The organism is Halorientalis sp. (genome assembly GCF_028275115.1).
Taxonomy (GTDB): domain Archaea; phylum Halobacteriota; class Halobacteria; order Halobacteriales; family Haloarculaceae; genus Halorientalis.
Genome location: NZ_JAQCNH010000046.1, coordinates 1 through 21,116 on the forward strand (window position 1 = coordinate 1; position 21,116 = coordinate 21,116).

Consider the following 21,116-nt stretch of genomic DNA (forward strand, 5'->3'; position numbering starts at 1 on the left):
TCAATCTGTGAGTAACCAACTGTCGCGTAAGTAGGTTGTGTTCCGTCACTGTGGGTGTCAGAGTCACCGGTCGCGGGTCGCCAGCGGCCGGGTCTGTCGAAACCCATATATCGCCGGGTTGCGACACGGGTGACAACTGATGGAGTTAATCGACGAGAAAGGGCGACTGTTCGGCCGCATCAACGTGGTCGACGTCCTCGTCGTGCTGGTCGTCCTGGCGGTCCTCCTCGCGGGTGTCGCGCTGGTGACCGGTGGTGGTGACGCTGGTCTCGGCGGCCCGGGCGAGCCGAACGGGACCACCGCCGCCGAGGAGGCTGAGACACGATACGCAACCCTCGCGCTCGGCGCACACCCGGCCTGGGTCGCCGCTTCGATCCACGCGAACGACACCGTCGCGGTCGCGGGCACTAACGCGACCGCGAACGTCACCGACGTGTACCTGACCGGGACAGATGACGGGCAGACCGTCACGTTCGCCCGGGTCGGCTACCCCGAGGGCGCCCTCCGGGCCGGGACGACGGTAACCGTCGCCGGCGACGACTACCGGACCGAGGCGACCGTCCGGGCCGCCGGCGCGAACCGCTCGACGCTCCGAACCGCGACGACACCGGTCGTGATTACGACGACACTCGGGCCGGACAGGGCCGCGGCGTTGTCGGCGGGCGACCGGTACACCGTCGGAAACGAGACGCTGGCGACGGTCGAGTCCGTCACGTCGGTGCCGACGGGCGGGAGCGAGCGTCGCAGACTCCAACTCGGCGTCGCTCTCGAGACATTGACCGTCGACGGCGAGCCCCGGTTCGCCGGCCGGACACTCCGGGTCGGAACGTCCGTCTCACTCCGGACCGGAGCCGTCGACGGTTTCGGGGGGACCGTCACCGTCGTCGGCTCAACCGAACCGGCCGGTGACCCCACGGACGTCACGATGACCGTCGCCTGGGAGGACGTCCGGCCCGACGTGGCCGACGCCCTCTCGACCGGCGCGGCGGAGAGTCACCGCGGCGCGACCGCTCGGGTCACCGGTGTCACCTCGACTCCGGCGACAGTAGTCCGAGCCAACGAGGCGGGCGAACTCTTCGTCCGGGAACACCCGCGCAACCGTGACGTGACATTGACCGTCGACGCGACCGCCCGCCGAACTGGCTCGGAGCTCCGATTCCACGGCCGGTCGCTCTCGGAAGGCCGGACGGTCACGCTCGAATTCGATAGTATTAGTATCAGTGGCGTCGTCCTTGATTTCGAGACGGATGAGTGAGACATCAAGTGGCGAGGGGTCCGTCGTCGCGAAACTCTACGGCACCGTCGGCGACTGGGCTACACATTCCAGGATTCGTCAGTCTCTCGGCACACTCTCGGGCCGGCTGTCGGTCGCGGCCGTCGAGTCCAGCGTCGGCAGTGCTGTCGCCACCGTCGGCGACTGGGTTCGCACCTCGCGGTCGTACCGCTGGCTGACTGCCGAACCCGACCCCGACGTAATCGTCATCGACCTGCGCGAGACCTACACGGTCGGGCCGATTATCCGCGTGCTCGACCGCGTCGTCGGTTCGCTCGCCGACACGTGGGACGGGTCGGCCGCCGACGCCGCGCTGTCGAGGGTCGTGGACGTACCGATGCGTGCGCTGGGGGTCGTCACGCTCGCGGCGCTTCTGACCGAGACGGTGCTCACGCTGGCACTCGTCGATTTCACCCGGTCCAGCCTCCTCGTCCGGGCAATTTTGTTCGGCTTCGCAGCACTGGCGATACAGATCCCCCTGTCGGCGTCGGAACTCGCGGAGACGCGAACGGGTCGCCTCATCCGGGGGATTCTGGAGCCGCCAGAGCCGCCGGGAGAGGAGACCGATCGTCCGGAGAAACGGCCGAAAAACGAGGAAGTGGACGACCTGGACTGATCACTCCACGGTGACGCTTTTCGCCAAGTTTCGTGGCTTGTCGATGGACCGACCGAGCATGTCCGCGGTGTGGTAGGCCACGAGCTGGAGCTGAACGTTGGCGACGACGGCCGCCACGCGGCGGTGGGTGTCGGGCACTTCGAGGACGTGGTCGGCGTACCGCTCGACGTCGCTCGCGCCGTCGGTGACCGCCACCACGGGGGCGTCCCGGGCCTCTACCTCTTTGACGTTGCCCACGGTCTTCGTGGCCTGCTCGTCGTCACCGGTGACGACGGCAAAGACTGGCGTCTCGCCGGTGACCAGCGCCAGCGGGCCGTGTTTCAGTTCGCCGGCCGCGAAGCCTTCGGCGTGTTTGTACGTGATCTCTTTCAGCTTCAGCGCGCCCTCCAGCGCGACCGGGTAGTGCAGCCCACGGCCGATGAAGAAGTACGATTCGGCGTCACGGTACGTCTCGGCGATCTCCCGGGCGGTGGACGTGTCCAGAATCTCCTGGACGGCACCGGGCAGGTCGCGCAGGCCGCTGATAACCTCGCGGGCGTCCCCGACGCTGGTGATCGCCAGCGCCAGCAGGTTCAGCGCCGCGATCTGGCTGGAGAACGTCTTGGTCGCCGCGACGCCGATCTCCGGGCCGGCCCGGATGTACATCGCGTGGTCACACTCCCGGGCGACCGTCGAGCCGACCGTGTTGGTCACTGCGAGCGTCCGGGCACCGCGCCGCCGGGCCTCCCGGAGCGCGGAGAGCGTGTCCGCGGTCTCCCCACTCTGGGTGACGCCGACCACCAGCGCGTCCCCGATGGGCGGCGTGCTGGTGGCGTACTCGCTGGCGAGGAACGCCTGCGCCGGAATCCCGGCCTGCTGGAACAGTCGGGCGGCGTAGACGGCCGCGTGGTAGCTCGTCCCGCAGGCCACGAGGTGAATGCCTCGCGGCGAGAGGTCGCTCAGGTCCGCGAGATCGACCTGTCCGGCGAGTTCGTCGACCCGCCCACGGAAACACTGCCGGAGCGCCCGGGGCTGCTCGTGTATCTCTTTGAGCATGTAGTGGTCGTAGCCGCTCTTGCCGGTCTCCTCGGGGTCCCAGTCGACGGTGTCCTCGGTCTTCTCGACGGGTCCACCGTCGAGGGTCGTCACTCGGTAACCGTCGGCGCCGGCGACCACGAACTCGCCGTCGGCGAGGTAGACGACTCTGTCGGTGTGGTCTCTGAACGCCGGGACGTCACTGGCGAGGTAGTAGGCGGCTCGCGGCTCGTCGCCGCTCGCCTGTTCCGAGGCGCTCCGCGCCTCGCTATCCTCGTCGATACCCAGCACGAGCGGCGAGTCGTTGCGCGCGGCGAAGATTCGGTCGACGCCGGACAACACGACCGACACGGCGTAACTCCCCTCCAGACGGCCGATGGCCGCCCGGACCGCGTCCTCGGGGTCGGCCCCGTCGGCCAGCGCGTCCTCGATCAGGTGGGGCACGACCTCGGTATCGGTGTCGCTGCGGAACTCGTGGCCGGCCGTCGAGAGGTCGTCCCGGAGTTGCTGGTAGTTCTCGATAATGCCGTTGTGGACGACCGCGACGTCGCGGTTGCAGTCGAGATGCGGGTGTGCGTTCTCGTCGGTCGGCGGCCCGTGGGTACTCCAGCGGGTGTGGCCGACCCCGACCGACCCAGCGGGACTGCGCTCTGCCAGCACCGCCCGGAGGTCGTCGATCTCGCCGGCGGTTTTGCACACGTCCAGGCCGTCGCCTGCGAGTGCGACGCCCGCGGAGTCGTAGCCCCGGTACTCCAGTTTCGAGAGCCCGTGGACCAGGATGTCGAGGGTTTCGCTGTCGCGACCAGCACAGCCGATAATGCCACACATCAGCGCGTCACCTCCGCTCCGTCGGGGATTTGGCCACCGGCGTGTGCGCCGGTGTGGAGGTGTGCCGACGGGCCGACCAGCGTCCCCGGGTCGAAACTCACGTCGCCCCCCGCGGTCACGCGGTCGGCGAGCACCGCACCGAGGCGCTGGTCCTCGAAGACCTCGGTGCCGACCCGTACGTCGGCTCGTCCACCCGGGACCACCGACCCTGCACCCACGTCGACGTCCTGGCCGGTCACGGTGTCGACGAGGATGCTTCCGGCGTCGACGCGGGCGTCGGCGCCCAGCACTGTGCGTTCGACGGTTACGTTCGCGCCGATGGTGACGTTGTACCCCAGTGCAGTGTCGGGGCCGACGACCGCACCCGGGCCGAGCTCCGAGTCCGCGCCGACGACGACCGGCGGTCGAAGAATCGCGGCGTCGTGAACGCGGGCGTCGTCGTGGACCCAGACACCGTCGTCTCGCTGCGACACGCCGACCCGCCCGCGCGCCAGCACCGCGCGGGCGACCGTCAGGAGGTCCCAGGGGTACGTCGCGTCGACCCACATCCCCTCACAGCGGGTTCCACGTACCTGCTCGCGCTCGGCGAGGCGGGCGATGGTGTCGGTCAGCGCGAGTTCGCCGGACGAGCGGGGCGTGTCCGCGATCTCGTCGAAAATCGTCTCGTCGAAGGCGTAGATGCCGGCGTTGATGAGCCGGTACTCCCCGCTCGTGGGTTTCTCGACGATTTCGGTGAGTTCGTCGTTCTGGAGGACGACCGCGCCGTACTGGCCGGCGTCGGGGTGTTCCAGCACCGCGAGCGTGGCAGCGGGGCCGTGGCGCTCGAACGCCTCGGTGACGGCCTCGACCATCGAGGCTTCGATGAGCCGGTCGCCGTTGACGACCACGGGCGGGCCGTCGACGGCCGTTCGGGCCTGCAGGAGGGCGTGGCCGCTCCCCAGTTGTTTGTGCTGCCGAACGTACTCGACCGGCACGTCGCGGTAACTCGGGCCGAAGTGGTCCTGCACCCGGTCGTGTTTGTAGCCGACGACACAGACGAGTTCGTCCATGCCGGCGTCGACCAGGGCGTCGAACACGTGTTCGAGAATCGGACGGTTGGCGGCAGGCAGCATCGGTTTCGGACGGTTGCGCGTCAGCGGACGCAACCGAGTCCCCTCACCGGCAGCGAGGACGACCGCCGTACTGACGCTCATACAGAGTGGTTGCCGGCGCCCCGTTTCAAGCTTCCGGCTGGCGAACAGGTATTTCTCACTTTTCGGCCGTTAGTGGGCGCGTTACCGGAATACCACCAACTGCGGCGGCCAGTTACTCGTCACTCATGGCGTCGCTCGCCAGGTTTCTCCCACGTGCGTTCAGCGCGACTTCCGTCCGGATCCGGACCTCGTCGACCGCGCCCATCTCCAGCAGTCGCTGGTAGATTTCTTCGACCTCGTCGGGCGGGATACCCACGAAGTCGGACATCTCGAACGGTGAGACACCCGAGTAGAGAGCCATCAGCACCTGACTCTCCATGTCGTCGAGTTCGCCCACGTCACCCTCGTTGCGCTCGACGGCACTGGCAAACAACGAGGACAGCGCTCGCGTGTGGCGTTCGGTCCCCGTCAGGTACGTCTCGACACTCAGGTCGTCTTCGGTGTGCTCGACGGAGACGACGGTCCGGTCGGTGCCCCGAACCGTCGACTGGCTCGTGTCGATGGTCCCGACGTTGTCCACGTCGATAGCGACCCGCCCGTCCGAGAGGGCCATCTTGATTGTGTCGTCGACGTAGCGGAACTTCGCTTTCTCCCACCCGGTGTCCTGGACGACACCACCCTCGACGGCCGGGTGTTTGACGAGGACGATCTCGTCGTGTAACGTCGCCCGGCAGATCGTCTCCTCCAGTTGTTCCTCGGGGAGTGTGAGGAAGATGACCGCGCTTCCGACCCGGACGGCGGTGAGACTCGTGACGTGTTCGGTCGCTTCGATGTCGGGCGGGTCGTCGACCAGCGAGAGTTTCGGGAGCGGCACCGTCTGTGTGTTCCCGCTCGTCGCCAACATCAGCCGCTTGTTCGTCACGACGAGTCGGCAGGACTGCCAGTTCGCACCCTCGTCGACCTCCCCGCCCTGGACAGCGTAGAGGAAGTCAGCCTGTGCGTCCAGGAGCTTCTGCTCGGCGTCGCTCATGAGCGACCACCGCGACGACGGGTACGCTGTCTCCGGTCCATGGGTGAGTGGGCGACCAGCAGTGCCGAACGGACGGTCGGTCGGGAGGACCACCGACCTCCCAAACTGGTCGAGTTCGTTGGTGACTACCCAATTGAAGGAAATAAACGTTGCCAGGTCATTCTCAGATGTTGTGCGCGGCTGGCGGAGCACCGGGCGATTTCGACCGGAGACGGTGGTCGGTCGGGGTCACAGCAGGAGGAGCCCGCCACCGACGAGTGCCAGTGTCCCGAACCCGACACAGACACCCCAGAAGGCGACCCGGCGAACCAGTGCCACCAGCGCGCCCACGGTGAGATAGCCGACGACGGCGCTCACGGCGAGTGCGGTCACCGCCGCGGTCGGTGCGATGGCGAGTCCGTCGAAAGCGAGGACCCCCGCGCCGAGCGACGCCGGGATGGCGAGCAGGAACGAGAGCCGGAGCGACTCGACACCGTCGTGCCCCCGCAGGAGGAGTGCACTGACGGTCGTCCCCGACCGAGAGATACCGGGGAGGATTGCCAGCCCCTGCAGGACGCCGACCGCCAGCGCGTCGACGAGGTCCGGTTCGGTCCGCCGGTCCAGGCCACCCCGGGACTCCGCGACCCGCTGGACGACACCGGTCACGACCAGCAGGCCGCCGATCAGCGCCACGAACGCACCGCCGGCCAGCTCCGAGACCAGCGCCTCGAGCGCGGTGTAGGCCGCCAGTCCGACGGCCATCGAAGACAGCGTGGCGACGAGCAGGAAAGAGACGTCGGCGGTCCCCTCGCCGAAGGGGTCGTCCGTCGAGAGGTCCGGCACCGTTCGCAGCACACCACCGATCTCACCGCGGTAGTAAACCGTCGCCGCCAGCGCCGTCCCGGCGTGGAGAAAGAGTGCGAACTGGACAGACGCCCCGGGGTCGGCGTTCCCGAGCAGGCTCAACACTAGCGCGACCGACCCCTCGCTGGAGACCGGTAACCACTCCAGCAGGCCCTGCACGACCCCGACGATCACGGCGAGCAACTGCTCGTCCATACGTCGGGGCCGGTACGACAGCTAAAATAGCGTTCGGTACCGAGCGCACGACATCCGGCCCGTCGTTCGTCGATAAACAAGCCAATCGGACCCGCAAAGCGGTGTGGGCCCGGACGGTAGTGAGCCAGCACCGGACTGTGGGGGGAGAGACCCAGAGCGTGTCGTCGGGGTGCTACGAGCGTTCAAAAAAAGGTGGGCGTCGGGTAGTGGGAGTGTCGGTTCAGTCCGCGGCGGCCGTGTTTTCCTCCATCTGGACGAGTTCGTCGACGCTGGGGACTTCGGCCTCGGCGTCGGTGATGATCTCGATTCTGCGGGTGAGTTTGTCGCGGGAGTAAGCCACCAGCGGCGCGGGGTTCAGACTCTCTGTCAGGTCGCTGAACGTACCCGCGACGTGGGGCATCAGGCTCTGGAGCGTCTCCTGCACCACGTCCTCGCTGACCTCGCCGGACTGGACGTAGCCCCGGACCTTGTTCATCCCGAAGCCGACGTGGCGACCCTCGTCGGATCGGACCTTGGCGATGCCGTTGACGAGGCCGTTGGAGGTGGGGAAGTCCTCGTCGGTCACGTCGTCGGAGCCCTGGTCGCTGAACGCGGATTGGAAGCCGTAGTACCCGGTCTGTGCCAGCACCGACTCGATGACGAGGTGGTAGTGACAGTACGCCCGGACGCGGTTCTCGGGCGTATCGTCGGTCAGCAGCCGCTCCATGGCCGCCTCAGTCTTGTCGAACAGCGCGATATAGTCGTCGTTGAAGTATCGCTGGTCGGTCGGGTTGGTCACCTCGTACCCCATCTCCTCGGCGACCGGGTTGATGACCTCACGCCAGAAGCGGTCGAAAAACTGCGTGTGTTTGCCCTCCTCGTAGATCTGGCTGGAGAGGAACATCTGGTCGTTGATGTCTTCGAGCACCATCCCCAGTGGCATCAGGTCCTCCGTGACGGCCTCCTCGCCCGCACCGAAGCGTGCGACGGCAGTCCGGAGTTCGTCGAATTCGGCTTCTCCAGGGCCGTATTCGATCATCTTGCGTTTGTCCTCTTCGAGCCCCTCGATTTCGTACGGGTCCCAGTGCCGGTAGACGGCGTTTTTGAAGTATCCCTGCGCGAACGAGTCCGAGTCGAGTCGCATCTCGCGGCTGTCGTCTTCCACCTGTGTCATGGTACACACAACTGTTTGGTACAATCAAGGTATCCGTGGTGCAAATTATCAGTGGGTCATTTATACCGCCCCAATAGCACGGGTGTGGGGATGGGGTGCGCCGCCGGGAACGGTCGGGGGGCTCCGACGTCCACGCAAACGGGGTGAGCGCGGGTCGGTCGGAGTCGACCGCCGCACACATATGGAATCAACCGTTATCGAGGGCCATGCGTTACGTGGAGATGGTGTTACGGCCGGACCGGGACGGCTTCCACCCGGCCGAGCAGGCCATCGTCGAGGATCCGGAACTGAATCGGGTCGCGATTCACCACCTCAACCAGCTCGACGACGGGACCATCGTCTTCCTCTACGAGGCCCGAGGGTCTCTCGACCGCGCCCGGAGTCTGATGGACGACAACGACGACGTACTCGAGTACAGCGTCTCCCAGGAGGGGTCGAAGCTCCACGCCTACATCCACTTCGAGCCGAACGAACTCGTCGACGCGCTGTTCCGAGCGATGCAGGAGTACACCATCGTCGTCGACACGCCCGTCGAGTGCCTGTCCGACGGCGGCATCCGGATCACCGGCATGGGTGATCAAGAGACCATCACCGAGGCGCTCGCCGTCGTCCCCGACAGCGTCGACGTGGAACTGGAGGCGATGCGAGAGTACCACCCCGACGACCGACAGCTGTTCTCGATGCTCACAGACCGCCAGCAGGAGATTCTACTGACCGCGGCCGACCTCGGCTACTACGACGTGCCACGCGACGCGACCTACGAGGACATCGCCAGCGAACTGGACCTGGCACCCGTGACCGTTGGCGAACACCTGCGGAAGATCGAGTCGCGGGTACTCACGGAGGTTCTGCCGGGATAGGAGTGAGCTTCTTGTTTTCTCGTATACGGCCGTATACACATGGGGACGAAGACGATCCGACTCGACGAGGATGTGTACGATCGGGTCCGGGCAGAGAAGCGCGACGACGAGACGTTTTCGGAGGCCATCGACCGATTGATCGGTGGTCCCTCACTGCTGGAGTTGACCGGAATACTCTCGCCGGAGGAGGCTGACGAATTCCGAGAAGTGATCGACGATGTCGACACCGATGCGCGAGACGACATCGACGAACTCGTAGATCGGTTCGAATGATTCTGGATTCGTCGTTTCTCATCGACCTGATGGAGAATAGTGCGGGCGCTATCAACTTCGCAAAAAAGTCGAATCGAACGGCGCGACGCAACGAGTCCCTGCGCAGGTCGTGTACCAACTGTTCGTTGGTGTCGGCTACACGGAAATGACTGAACAAGAGATATCGAAGGTTCAGTCAGTCCTCGACGCACGTCCAACCGTGAAAACAACGCCGGAGATAGCTCGCCTGGCGGGACGAATGGACGGACAACTCCGACGCGAAGGCAATCGAGTCTCCGAGAGCGATATCATCATCGGGGCAACAGGGCGACATTTCGGTGAGCCGGTCGTAACGAACAACGAAGCGAATTTCGAGAGATTGCCCGACGTAAATGTCGTCAGCTACGACCCTTGATCACATATCCGGCAGGCCGCCGAAGTTCATCGTCACCGATTTCGTCTGTGTGTAGTCCGCCAGGCTCGCCTCGTCGAGTTCGCGGCCGATACCGGACTGCTTGTAGCCGCCGTAGGGGCTGGGCTCGAACATGTCGTTGTAGGTGTTGACCCAGACGGTGCCGGCTTCGAGGTCGTCGGCGGCCCGCTTTGCGCTCTCCAGGTCGGTCGTCCACACACCGGCGGCCAGCCCGTAGATGGTGTCGTTGGCCGCGGCCATCATCTCGTCGTAGTCCGACCACTCCAAGACGCTCAGGACGGGACCGAACACCTCCTCGCAGGCGATGGTGTCTCCGTTGTCGATGTCCGTGAGAACCGTCGGCTTGTAGAATGGGGCACCGTCGAGGGCGGCGTCGGCGGGCTGTTCGCCACCGTAGGCGAGTGTCGCACCGTCATCCAGCGCGGCGTCGACGTAGGACTGCACGTCGTCGAGGTGGTCGTGGTCGATGAGCGGCCCCACGTCGGTCCGTGGGTCGAGCGGGTCGCCGACCTGGAGGGCGTCGGTCGCCGCGACGAACGCGTCGAGGAACTCGTCGTAGACGTCCTCGTGGAGGAAGAGTCGGGAGCCCATCGTACACTGCTGGCCGACGTTGAACCAGGAGGCGATGATCGACCCCTGTACCGCCCTCTCGATGTCGGCGTCCGGGAAGACGATGTTTGGACTTTTACCGCCGAGTTCCAGCGAGACGGGCGTAATCGTCTTTGCGGCGTTTTGCATGGTGTACTGGCCGGCCGTGGTCGAGCCGGTCAGCGCGACCTTGCCGACGCCGGCGTGGCCGGTCAGGGCCGACCCGACGTCGCTGCCCGCGCCGGTGACGACGTTGACGGCCCCGTCGGGCAGGACCTCCTGGATGGTGCGGGCCATCTCCAGCGTGGAGAGCGAGGCCCGCGAGGAGGGTTTGAAGACGACGGCGTTGCCCGCCGCCAGCGCGGGGGCCATCTTCCAAGCGACGAACATCGCCGGGAAGTTCCAGGCGCTGATGAGGCCGACGACGCCGTACGGCTCGCGCTGTGTGTAGGTCAACCGGTCGGGACTGGCCGGCGGTCGCCGGCCCTCGTCTGCGGTGCGTGCGAGGCTGGCGAAGTAGCGGAACTGCTCGATGGCTACCTCCAGGTCGACGAACATCGAGTGTTGGTTCGCCTTTCCCACCTCCAGGGAGTCGAGTCGGGCGATAGCAGAGCGGCGGTCCGCCAGTCGGTCGGCCACTTCGAGCAGTTTGTTCGAGCGTTGCTGGGGCGACATCACCGACCACTTCTCGAATCCGTCCTGTGCGGCCGCCACGGCGCGGTCCACGTCTCCGGGTGTGCCTCTCTGGAACCGGGCCAGTTGCTGGCCGGTCGTGGCGTCGACCGACTCGGCCGTCTCACCGCGTTCCGACTCGACCCACTCGCCGCCGATGAGCATGCCGTACTCCTCGTCGCCGACCGCTTCGCTGGCGACCCGCTCGTGTTTCTCGACGACCGATTCCCCCACGTCCACCTGATCGGAGTCGAAGTGCTCGCGCTGCATTCGTTCCGACGTTCGCTGGACCTGAAAAAACCAGTACCGCCTCAGTTGTTCGTCTGTTTAAACGAGCGGTGTCTGCGAACGGACGACACACGCCGAGACGAGTCAAAAGACAGCGGTCGTGGGCGACCGGCGGATTGAAACGTGTTCGGCTATATTTATGTATAATGTCCCCACGTCACGCACTCGGTCGTCGACACTCAGTTTTTGATTGCTAATTTCAGCAGAAAAAAGCCCGACACACGGTAACTTCTGGCGGCTCTGAGTTACCAGCCAGACGTTCGTTTCACGTTTCTGGAATCGTTGTAAGGGAGTAAATATATATGTTGTACGTTCACACGATACAGGTATGTCTGCAGACAGGGAGTCGGGTCGGTCGCGGCCCGTCTTCCAGCAGTTGACGTCGAATCTAACCAGACTGCGGCGCTGTCGACGCGACGGGGGATGCCGGGTCGACTGTCGACACGAACGCACTGCGGAGCACAGACTGCCGTGGGCCACCAGCGGGTACGGTGGCTGGGGCGGTCACGAGTATCACGGAACCGGCGACGGGTCCTCGGAGACGCCGGTCGTGTTCGTCCACGGGAACCAGCGCGACGCCTGCGACTGGGACGCGCACGCGGAGTTTTTCCTGAACCGCGCCTTCTCGGGGAATGACCTCTGGGCGATCACCTTCGAGTCGGGGAGTCCGAGCCACACGAGCATGGCCGACAAGCTCGACGACTTCGTGTCCGAGGTCCGGGCGTACACGGACAGCGAGCAGGTGGCCGTCGTCGCCCACAGCCTGGGAGTGACCGGCACTCGGTACTGGCTCCTCCGTGAAGGCCGTTACGACTGGGTCGACGCCTGCGTGTTCATGGCCGGCGCGAACCACGGAAGCGTCCTGAACTCCTACGCCGCCTCGGCCGGTCTCACCGGTGGGACGTACAAGATGAGCGGATTCCTCCGGCGTGACTACCAGTCCGTCGACGGCCACCCGCTCGCGGTGCTCAACGAGAACGAGACCCCGGGCCGCGTGGACTACTACACTCTCCGGGGGACCGACGACCCACTGTTCTGGAACTGTGCGGACAGTCCTGCCCTCGAGGGCGCGGAGAACGTCCTCCTGCGGACCGACCACGACGGCGTCCGGGCGAGCCTCACCAGCATCGAACGTACCTACGAGTGGCTCACCGGCGAGAAACCGTACAACATGAAGACGACGCTGCGGTCCTAACCGGCGACGGCGGTCCGGGGGGCAAAAAGAGGGTCCACTCACAACGACGTTCGATATCACACGAACCGGACCTCCAAGTCGGAGCCTGCCCTGTCGGCCCGCGTCCGGTCGTCTCTCACGAAGGGGCGGCTTCGCGTCGCGCGTCGGTGAAGAGAACGGGTGGGCCTCGGCACGGACCGAACGCACCCTGCATCCGCCGGAGCAGGCGCCCGGCGAGGGCAGGTCCTGTTGCCCTCCGCAAAGGAAAGGAAATTAGGCGCGCCCCTCGTTAGCACAACAATGACTGTGCTGAAAACCGCTCGTCGGGCCCTCGGTTCCGGCCCACTCTGTGACGCCTGTCTCGGGCGACTAGTGGCCGACCGGAGCTTCGGGTTGACGAACGGCGAACGTGGGCGGTCGCTCCGCGTCGCCGTCGCTCTCGAAGACGACGAGCCGGTTGGCGACCTCGAACCCGACGACCCCTGCTGGGTCTGTGAGGGCGAGAGCGACCGCTACGAGGAGTGGGCTAACCGGGCCGCCCACGCCGTCGGTCCCTACGAGTTCACTACCTACCAGACCGGGACGAAAGTGCCACCGCTCCTGGAGGAAAACGACCACCTGCTCCGCGACGAGGTCGGTCTCGACACCGATGCAGGTGAACAGCTCAAGACCGAACTCAACCGCGAGGTTGGCAAGCGACTGGGTGCCCAAACCGACGCCGAGGTCGACTTCGAACGCCCGGACGTGCTCGTCCTGCTTGACCTGGCCACCGACGAACTCGAGGTTCAGGTCAACTCCGCGTTCGTCTACGGTCGCTACCGGAAACGAGAGCGTGACATCCCACAGACGAAGTGGCCCTGTAACGACTGCGGCGGGACGGGGCTGAAGCGAGGGGACACCTGCGACGGCTGTGGCGGGTCGGGCTATCGCTACGACGAGAGCGTCGAGCAACTGACTGCACCCGTCGTGCTGGACGCCATGGACGGCGAGGAAGCCGTCTTCCACGGTGCTGGCCGGGAGGACGTGGACGCGAAGATGCTCGGCCCCGGCCGACCGTTCGTCGTCGAAATCAAAGAGCCACGGAGCCGCGACGTGGACCCCGAGGAACTCGAGGCCGAGGTCAACGAGTTCGCCGACGGCAGGGTCGAGGTCGAGGGTCTCCGACTCGCGACACACGACATGGTCGAGCGGGTCAAGGGACTCGACGCGAACAAGACCTACCGGATGGACGTGGCCTTCGACGAGTCGGTGACCGACGACGCGTTCCGCGACGCGCTGGCCGAACTCGACGGCGCGACCATCTACCAGGACACACCACAGCGCGTCACGCACCGCCGTGCGGACGTAACCCGGACCCGCGAGGTGTACGGTATCGACGGGACCGTCGAGAGCGAGGAAGCGGCCGAACTGGAGGTCCACGGCGAGGGCGGCCTCTACGTCAAGGAACTCGTCAGCGGTGACGAGGGCCGCACCGAACCGAGTCTCGCCGGCCTGCTCGACACCGGCGCCGTCGTCACCGCGCTGGACGTGGTGGACGTGGCGGGGGAAGCCGAGCCGTTCGCCCGCGCGGAGTTCTTCCGGAACGGTGGCGAGGACTGAGCGCCCACCTCGCCACAACCCTTACACGTCACCGGCTCATGAAACGAGTACGAGGTGTGTAACCATGTGTCACCATACAGACGAATACATCGACTGGCGCGAGGAACTCCGTGACGAGGAGGCCGACGAGGAGCCCCCGGAAGTCGACATCGACGAACCCGACATCGGCGACCACGAGATAACGGAGCCGGAACTCGACGAGCCGGAATTGGGGCAGGCCGAACTCGACGACTAGCAGGCGACGCGACTACAGGGAGCGTCGCCGAACGAGCGAGCGGCGACCGTGGAGCCGCGAGCAAGGAGTTCCGAGCGAAGCGAGGGGCTCCGGACGGGCGAGCGGCCACAGCAGAGCCGCGAGCCGAGGACGGACGGGGCGTGCCTCACAGAACATGCATTTTTTAGTCTCACCATGCTAGCCATGAGCCATGCAGTTCGGCGTCGACGAAGCCGGTAAAGGGCCGGTACTGGGTTCGATGTTCGCCGCGGCCGTGCGAGCCGACCCGACCGTACTCCCGACGGGAATCGACGACTCGAAAAATCTCGCGCCGGCTCGGCGCGAGGGGCTGGCCGACCAGTTGCGAGCGGACGACCGGGTCGACATCGCCGTCGCGGAGGTTCCGCCCGCACGGGTCGACGACCCGGAGACCGACATGAACACGCTGACAGTGGCCGCCCAGGCCGAGGCGCTGTCCGGTGTCGTCTGCGACGGGGACGCCGGAGTCGTCGACGCCGGGGACACTGACGCCACGCGATTCGGTCGTCGCGTCGCCGACCGAATCGAGGGCGACCTGTCGATAACCGCCGAACACGGGGCCGACGAGGCGTACCCGTTGGTCGGGGCCGCGAGCGTCCTCGCGAAAGTAAGGCGAGACGCACACGTCACAACTCTGTCGGCCGAGTATCCCGAAACCGAGGTCGGAAGTGGCTACCCGAGCGACCCCACGACCAGAGCCTTCCTCCGGGAGTACGTGGCCGAACACGGCGACATCCCGCCGTGTGCGCGGCGCTCGTGGTCGACGAGCCAGGAGGTGCTGGCGGCCGCCGAACAGTCGGCACTGTCGGAGTTCTGACAGCTGACACCGGTCAAGCAGCGAGCGGAGAACGAGGGACAGAAGCTGGGGGTGGGGAACGAGAGTGGGGAGTTAGGGGGTGACAGTGCACCGCAGTGTGGGGTGACTGCGTGACTGCAATTAACAGTACGAGCCACACCGGTACAAAGCTGCAGGTGGGTTTTCAGCGTGTGAAAAAACCGGCGTACAAAACCGTCGGATAGTCGTTACTGCTCGCTGTACCGGTCCCGCTCCTCCTCGGAGAGCATCAGATTCCGGAGGATGTCACCGTAGGCTGGACGAGTGATCAACACCCCGAGGAGGACGCCGACGATGGTGACGATGGCGAACCCGGTGAGGTCACCCAGCGACAGCACCGTCAGCGGACTCATCGCCAGGATGGTGGTCGCCGCCGCGGCACCGATGACCCAGAACGCCTTCTTGAAGCGGCTCTGGAACACTTTGCCGGTGGCGACCTGCCCCTCCTGGAGTATTTCGTCGGCGATGATGATGAGGTCGTCCACCCCCGTCCCGATCACCGCGATGAACCCGGCGATGTGCGAGAGGTCCAGTGCCAGGCCGATTGCCGAGGCAAAGCCCAGGAGCAGGAACACCTCGGCGGCGGCCGTCGCAAGCATCGGCACGGCGACCCGTGGACTCCCGTACCGGAGGAACACGACGCCACTGACTGCGAGGTAGGCTACGAGCCCCGCGATCAGCGAGAACAGTTTGAATCGCTCGGCGACCGAGGGCAAGAGCGTGTAGGTCGTACCTGCGGTGAAGTTCAGCTCCGTCGGGATCGACCCCGCCCGGAGGTTGACCGCCAGTTGCTGGGCCTCGGTGATGTTCCCCGTCGTCATCACGAACGAGGGACTGGTCGCGAAGCCACCACTGTTCATCGACTGGGCCAGTTGCTGACCCATCGAGGCTGCGTAGACGACCCGTCCGTTCTGCACTGTGTACAGACAGTGCCCGGTCGCGTTGTCGGGGTTCCGATCCGCCTCGGGCGGACAGCTCCCGATCCCCTCGGCGGTGAAGCCGAAGTCCTGGAGCCGTTGTGAGTACCGCTCCGCTGCGCCGTCCTGTCGGACCGACACCGGAACGTGGGGCTGGTTGATTCCGCTCTGCGGGTCGGCCTGCTGGGCCGCCCCGATGTCCGTGAAGTCGCTGTTGTTCAGAAGCGGCGTCTCGCGGTAGGCCGTCGTCCCGTTCCCTTGGACCGGGTAGCGGGCCACGATCTGGACGCGACCGGTTCCGGAGATAAGCTCCCTGACCTCCCGTTCGCCAGCGTTTGGCACCTCGACGACGACGAAGGACTGGCTCCCGGCCGCAGCGGTCTTGACGTCCCCGCCGGTGATACCGCCCTCGTTGATTTTGTCAGAGAGCACGTTGACCACCGTCTCTCTGGTCTGGGCCGTGACGCCCTGCCTGATCTGGTCCTGGGACACGTCGAACCCGTTGTTCTGGAGTGCAGTGGCGAACTCGGACTGCGTAACGTTCCCGGAGAACACTTCGACGGTGCCGCCACGCTGCGCCTGTGCCTGGCCCTGCTGGCTACCGGTGCTCAATCGCACGTCGCCCGGGTCGAGGCCGAGATCGGTGGCGATCGCCCGGCGCTCCTCCGGAAAACTCGTGTTCTGTGTGAACTCGACTTCGGTGGCGGTCATTCCGACCAGCGGCGCGCGGATCTGCGTTCCGCCGGAGAGTTGCAGCCCGTAGTCGAGGGTCACCGGATCGGCGTCGGCGCCGCTGGCCTGTGCGACGACGAACGGACCGAACAGGATGGCGGCGCTCGAGAGCGTGAACACGACGAGCAGGACGACCCGCCAGTTCTCTCGAAGGTTCATCGGTCTCCCTCCATCATCGTGTGATCCCCTCGTACTTGTACCAGCGTAGCAGGCTGAGGTTCAGCAGGTATGTGTTCATCAGGTCTGCGGACAGTCCCAGTACGAGAACGAGCCCGATCTGTGGCAAGAGCGGAATCGCGAGCAGGAACGCCGCGGCGGACATCACGGCCATCGCCGAGATAGATGTCAGCGTCATCGTCACACCGGTCCGCATCGCCCGGTACGCCGACTCGTAGAACTCCCCGCGTCGCCGGAGGATGTGGTTGTTCAATAGGACGTCTGAGTCAACGCTGTAACCGATCAGCATGAGCAGCGCCGCGATCGTCCCCAGCGAGAGTTTGATGCCGAGCACGTTCATCAGCGCCAGCGGAATCACGATATCGGAAAACGCCGAGATGACGATGGCGATCGACGGGACGAACGAGCGGAACAGCACGAAGATCAGCAGGCTCATACCGACGAACGCCACGGCGAGTCCAAACAGTGTGAGCCGCACGGAGTCGGTGCCGAAACTGGCAGAGGTCTCGCTGAACGAGGCGATCTCGTACCCCTGGCTCTCGATTGTCTGGCGCACGCCGTCGGTCTGCTGGGTCGTGACGATGTACTCCTGTGTCCCGCCACTGACCTGCACTGGCTGTATCGTCGGGTCCAGTCCACTGAGGCTCTGTGCGACCTCGCCCTGGGAGGCACTGGTCTGTATCTGTACCTCGGTCCCGCCGGTGAATTCGATGCCGAGTGCCACCGGTGTGCCGCTCATAACGTACCAAGCGGCCAGAATCGCCAGCGCGACCCCGAGGACGGCAAGTGGCACCGCGGCGAGTTGTCTGTTCGTGTACCGCGTGTAGTCGACATCGGGGAACCGGTCCGGGAGGTCGGTCATCGCGCTCATCCGGACCAGCCCCCGTTTCCGACTCCCGGTACCTCGAACTCCACCATACGCCACCGTGTGCAACAGCCCTGAATAAGCCTTCTTATCTTGACTGTCGTCCTCGGCCAGCGACACCTCCAGCGGTCGCTGTCGCGTCCAGGTTCAGTCGGGCCGACCGACCAACGCAGCGAGTCAATCGGCGTCGACTGGAGGCTGGTCCGACGCGGTTCGGACGGTCGGCCCCCGGCGCGGAATCGAGATGGTGACGACGCTCCCGGTCACCTCCTCGTCCCGGCCGAAGGCCACACGGTCGCGGAAGTCGATCTCCCCACCGAGCATGGTCACGCCCCAGTTGACCAGCCAGAGCCCGAGCCCGCTTCCGTGTTCCAGGGGCGTCTCGGTGCCCTTGGTCAGGACCTCCCGTTCCTGCTGTGGGATGCCGGGCCCGTCGTCGGCCACGGAGATCTCGACCCGGGTGTCGTCGGCGTCAACTCGAACCCAGACGCGGGGGTGTTGGTTGTCGTTGTGAACGACGGCGTTTTCGAGGACGTTCTGCAGGACCGATTCGAGGATGCCGGTCGAGGTGATCTCCAGCGCGTCCGGCAGGTCCGGCTCGATCTCGGCCGCGGGGTGCTCGTGGCGGAGCGTATCGAGTTGCCGAGCCACGAGCGACGGGAGGTCGATCGGCTGTGGGTCGTTGTGCCGGCGGGACATGATCTGCTCGATTTCACGGGCCTTGATGCCGGTTTCGCTCAGGTCGCGCGCGACCGACTGGATGCGGTCGGCCAGTTCCGCGTCCTCCCCGTCGAGACGGTCGACGAGCTGGGTCGCGCACACGTCGATGACGTTCATATCGTTGCGGAAGTTGTGCCGGAGGACCCGGTTGAGGACCTGCAACTGCTGGCGGCGATTGGTTCGATCCGTAATGTCTCGCAGGACTAGAATCCGGCCGACCTGTCGGCCGTGCTGGTCGCTCAGTGTCGAGACTTTCACCTCGTACTCGAAGGGACCACGTGACGACCAGACGACGGTCCCCTCCCCGACTGGCAACTCGAACTCCGGGTCGTCGAACACGGCCCGGACCGGGCGGCCGACGACGTCGTTTTTGACGAGTTCGAACTGGCGCTGTGCCAGCGGGTTCACGTCGATGATAACGTCGTTCTCGTCGACGACGATGACGCCGTCACGCATGTTCCGGACGACGGCGGTCCGGCCGATCTGTCGGGTCGCGGGGACGCGGTCCAGCAGGTCCGACCGGTAGAAGGCGTAGCCGTACGTGATGCTGCTAATCGTGAACATGTACGGCGTCAGGTCGAGACCGGTGATCGGAACGATGACACCGGTGACGGAGGCGACGTTCGCGAACAACGGCGCACAGACGCCGAGCGTCAGCGCGACTCCCTGGTCAACGAATAGGTGGTCGGCGGTAAACACCAGCCGCATGACGAGAACGATACCCGCTAGCACGAGGCTGTAGGCGTAGACGGTGAACGCCCAGAAGGCCGGCCCCTGGGCCTGGATGCCGACCGCGACTCCCTGTGTGTAGACCATCCGGACCTCCGACCAGACGAACTCGTGGACGGGATTCGTCCAGACCAGCGCGAGCATGACGGCGGCCGGCAGGGCCAGTGCCGCCACCGAGCGCCGAGTGACCCGGCCGCCGTATCCCGTGTACTGGAGAGCGAACAGAAGCCACGCCACTGGGACGCCGATGCGACCGGCCCAGGACACCTGCTCGAAGACGAGCCAGGTCGCTCTGTCCGGAGCTAGAAGTGCGAGTGCACTCCCGCACACCCACAGTCCGATCGACAACAGGAGGAAGCGTAACGCCCTGACTCCCGGTCCACTACAACGCCGCCACGTCTCGACGGCGAACACCAGCATGAACACCGCTGGCACGCCGAGCGCTAGCACATACGGTGAGAGAGACACGTTACTCGACTAACCCCCTACGACCCCTCTACGGGCTCAGTTACCATTGTTAGACCCACCAACATAACAGTAGAGCCGTCAAAGTCCGGCAATATTTAACCCCTGGCAGCAGGGTCGACGGATGAACGGACGAGTGGCGGGCAGTGTCGCTCAGTCGGGGAGATAGCGGACGCTGAGCGCCTGGCCGTCGGCGCGGACCTCGACGCGTTCGACGCCGAGTCGCGCCGCGCGTGCCAGCGTCTCCTCGTCGTCGAGGACATCTGCGGCCGCGTCGTCGGCGTCGCCTTCGGGGACGGTGAGTATGTGGAGTTCACCGTCGCCGGCACGTTCCCGGCGGGTGACCTCGCCGACGGGCTGGTCGGCGGCGATCTCGTGGGCCTGCTGGGTCGGCGGCTCCGGGCTCCGCTCGACCGGGATGGTCCGCTGGTCGGTGATGTCGACGACCTCCCAGGCGACCTCCAGTGGCGGTTCGGGTTCGATGCTGGCGACGAGTACCTCACCGACCTCGACGCCCGGGTTGGAACTCAGGGTGTGGACCTGGCTGTCGGTCACGTCTTGGAGGACTGCAGACTCCTCGTCGGCGGCCGTGACGAGAAACGTGGCGTCTTTCATACGCGTGAGTAGCGCCCGGCAGGGTTTCGGCGTTACGAGTTCGCCTCGTCCGTCGGTGTCCGGCTGAGCCGTGCGAAGCCGGGCTCGTGGAGCTCTGCTCCACGGTGTCCGCGCGAGCGAAGCGAGCACGGGCCCGACAGAGGTGAATTGTCTGTCGGTGTCCGGCTGAGCCGTGCGAAGCCGGGCTCGGCTGAGGCGTTCATCCTGTCAGTCGATGGGTCAGGTAGATGGCGGCCGCGCCGAGAACTGGGGGCGCTAAACCAGCGATGGCCGGCAGGGCGTAGAAGAGTTCGACGATGGGTGCGAGCGCACCCGAGACCGGCTGTTGCTGTTCCGGCGGCGTCGAAATCAGCAGGGCGAGATACAGCGTCAGCAAGAACAGGTACCCGGCCGACGCGATGGCGGCGTCGTAGCGGGCGTTGGGCCCGATTCGGCGGTGTCGACGCGCGACCGAGAGAACGGGGGCGAGGAGTGGAAAGACGACGAGGAGCCCGACGAAGATGAAGAAGGCCCGCGAGAAGGAAAATACGCCGCCGTCGGTGCCAGTCGTGCTGGCGATTACACCGACGAGGCCGAAGGTGAACAGGAGCGCGATCAGGAGTGCCAGCAGTCCGCCGATGGCAGCGTAGGATTTGAACAGCAGTGAGTCGCTCCGGCGGAAGGCGAAGGGGTAGGCACCGAACAGCCCGCCGTAAGACTCCTCGTCAGTAGCCGACTCTGTTTCGACGTACTCGGAGCCGCCATCGACGGTCTGGGCATCCTCTTGGCCCGTCCGGTCCTCGGCGTCGGCGGGTTCGCCGGTCATTGAACGTAAGTAGGCGACGGGTGTCAAAAGCCACGCGATTCCTGCCCGCCGG

19 protein-coding genes are annotated in these 21,116 nt (G+C 65.7%); 8 read left to right on the forward strand and 11 right to left on the reverse strand.

Annotated features, from left to right (window positions below; genetic code table 11):
* Window positions 1-139: 139 nt before the first annotated feature.
* Both Q0964_RS07300 and Q0964_RS07305 read left to right on the forward strand, forming a co-directional pair.
* Window positions 140-1,255 (forward strand): DUF4330 domain-containing protein, encoded by a 1,116-nt coding sequence (locus tag Q0964_RS07300; RefSeq protein ID WP_299265404.1) that lies wholly within the window; start codon window positions 140-142, stop codon window positions 1,253-1,255.
* Window positions 1,248-1,889 (forward strand): hypothetical protein, encoded by a 642-nt coding sequence (locus Q0964_RS07305; RefSeq protein WP_299265406.1) that lies wholly within the window; start codon window positions 1,248-1,250, stop codon window positions 1,887-1,889. Before Q0964_RS07300 ends, Q0964_RS07305 begins: the two co-directional genes overlap by 8 nt.
* Here the strand turns inward: Q0964_RS07305 and glmS are convergent, their stop codons facing one another.
* The 5 genes from glmS to Q0964_RS07330 form a co-directional block, all read right to left on the reverse strand.
* Window positions 1,890-3,731 carry a glutamine--fructose-6-phosphate transaminase (isomerizing) gene (glmS, locus tag Q0964_RS07310; protein WP_299265408.1) on the reverse strand — a complete coding sequence of 614 codons (1,842 nt, stop codon included), beginning with the start codon at window positions 3,729-3,731 and terminating at the stop codon, window positions 1,890-1,892.
* A complete protein-coding gene (glmU, locus tag Q0964_RS07315) occupies window positions 3,731-4,924 on the reverse strand; it encodes a bifunctional sugar-1-phosphate nucleotidylyltransferase/acetyltransferase (protein ID WP_299265411.1) in 1,194 nt (397 codons plus the stop codon). Before glmU ends, glmS begins: the two co-directional genes overlap by 1 nt.
* Before the next feature lie 112 nt (window positions 4,925-5,036).
* Complete coding sequence (locus tag Q0964_RS07320; protein ID WP_299265414.1) at window positions 5,037-5,894, reverse strand: CheF family chemotaxis protein; 858 nt, start codon at window positions 5,892-5,894, stop codon at window positions 5,037-5,039.
* Window positions 5,895-6,122: 228 nt separating this feature from the next.
* Window positions 6,123-6,932, reverse strand: coding sequence for an undecaprenyl-diphosphate phosphatase (locus tag Q0964_RS07325; RefSeq protein ID WP_299265416.1), 810 nt, complete (start codon window positions 6,930-6,932; stop codon window positions 6,123-6,125).
* A gap of 220 nt (window positions 6,933-7,152) precedes the next feature.
* The gene (locus Q0964_RS07330) at window positions 7,153-8,085 is read right to left on the reverse strand and encodes a ferritin family protein (protein WP_299265418.1); all 933 of its coding nucleotides are present in this window, start codon (window positions 8,083-8,085) and stop codon (window positions 7,153-7,155) included.
* Between the two features lie 206 nt (window positions 8,086-8,291).
* Between Q0964_RS07330 and Q0964_RS07335 the strand changes: the two genes are divergently transcribed.
* Window positions 8,292-8,945, forward strand: a complete 654-nt coding sequence (locus tag Q0964_RS07335) for a helix-turn-helix domain-containing protein (RefSeq protein WP_299265420.1) — start codon at window positions 8,292-8,294, stop codon at window positions 8,943-8,945.
* Between the two features lie 39 nt (window positions 8,946-8,984).
* Window positions 8,985-9,218 carry an antitoxin VapB family protein gene (locus Q0964_RS07340; protein WP_299265423.1) on the forward strand — a complete coding sequence of 78 codons (234 nt, stop codon included), beginning with the start codon at window positions 8,985-8,987 and terminating at the stop codon, window positions 9,216-9,218.
* 394 nt (window positions 9,219-9,612) lie between these two features.
* On the opposite strand, the gene Q0964_RS07345 is transcribed toward Q0964_RS07340, so the two are convergent.
* A complete protein-coding gene (locus Q0964_RS07345; protein ID WP_299265426.1) occupies window positions 9,613-11,160 on the reverse strand; it encodes an aldehyde dehydrogenase family protein in 1,548 nt (515 codons plus the stop codon).
* A 346-nt stretch (window positions 11,161-11,506) separates the two neighbouring features.
* Between Q0964_RS07345 and Q0964_RS07350 the strand changes: the two genes are divergently transcribed.
* From Q0964_RS07350 to rnhB, 4 genes are all read left to right on the forward strand, one after another.
* On the forward strand, window positions 11,507-12,373 hold the full coding sequence (locus Q0964_RS07350) for an esterase/lipase family protein (RefSeq protein WP_299265428.1): 867 nt from the start codon (window positions 11,507-11,509) through the stop codon (window positions 12,371-12,373).
* A 279-nt stretch (window positions 12,374-12,652) separates the two neighbouring features.
* Complete coding sequence (locus Q0964_RS07355) at window positions 12,653-13,951, forward strand: tRNA pseudouridine(54/55) synthase Pus10 (protein ID WP_299265431.1); 1,299 nt, start codon at window positions 12,653-12,655, stop codon at window positions 13,949-13,951.
* 64 nt (window positions 13,952-14,015) lie between these two features.
* Window positions 14,016-14,186: a hypothetical protein gene (locus Q0964_RS07360; protein ID WP_299265437.1), complete on the forward strand. Its 171-nt coding sequence runs from the start codon at window positions 14,016-14,018 to the stop codon at window positions 14,184-14,186.
* Between the two features lie 190 nt (window positions 14,187-14,376).
* On the forward strand, window positions 14,377-15,021 hold the full coding sequence (gene rnhB, locus Q0964_RS07365) for a ribonuclease HII (RefSeq protein ID WP_299265442.1): 645 nt from the start codon (window positions 14,377-14,379) through the stop codon (window positions 15,019-15,021).
* A gap of 206 nt (window positions 15,022-15,227) precedes the next feature.
* Here rnhB and Q0964_RS07370 read toward each other — a convergent pair whose 3' ends face one another.
* The 5 genes from Q0964_RS07370 to Q0964_RS07390 form a co-directional block, all read right to left on the reverse strand.
* Window positions 15,228-16,847 (reverse strand): preprotein translocase subunit SecD, encoded by a 1,620-nt coding sequence (locus Q0964_RS07370; protein ID WP_299265445.1) that lies wholly within the window; start codon window positions 16,845-16,847, stop codon window positions 15,228-15,230.
* A 13-nt stretch (window positions 16,848-16,860) separates the two neighbouring features.
* Entirely contained in the window at window positions 16,861-17,736 is an 876-nt protein-coding gene (secF, locus tag Q0964_RS07375) for a protein translocase subunit SecF (protein ID WP_299265448.1), read from the reverse strand.
* Between the two features lie 171 nt (window positions 17,737-17,907).
* Window positions 17,908-19,629 carry a histidine kinase N-terminal 7TM domain-containing protein gene (locus Q0964_RS07380; protein WP_299265451.1) on the reverse strand — a complete coding sequence of 574 codons (1,722 nt, stop codon included), beginning with the start codon at window positions 19,627-19,629 and terminating at the stop codon, window positions 17,908-17,910.
* 168 nt (window positions 19,630-19,797) lie between these two features.
* Entirely contained in the window at window positions 19,798-20,259 is a 462-nt protein-coding gene (locus tag Q0964_RS07385; RefSeq protein WP_299265453.1) for a DUF5812 family protein, read from the reverse strand.
* A 199-nt stretch (window positions 20,260-20,458) separates the two neighbouring features.
* Window positions 20,459-21,064 carry a DUF8056 family protein gene (locus tag Q0964_RS07390; RefSeq protein ID WP_299265456.1) on the reverse strand — a complete coding sequence of 202 codons (606 nt, stop codon included), beginning with the start codon at window positions 21,062-21,064 and terminating at the stop codon, window positions 20,459-20,461.
* Window positions 21,065-21,116: the final 52 nt, after the last annotated feature.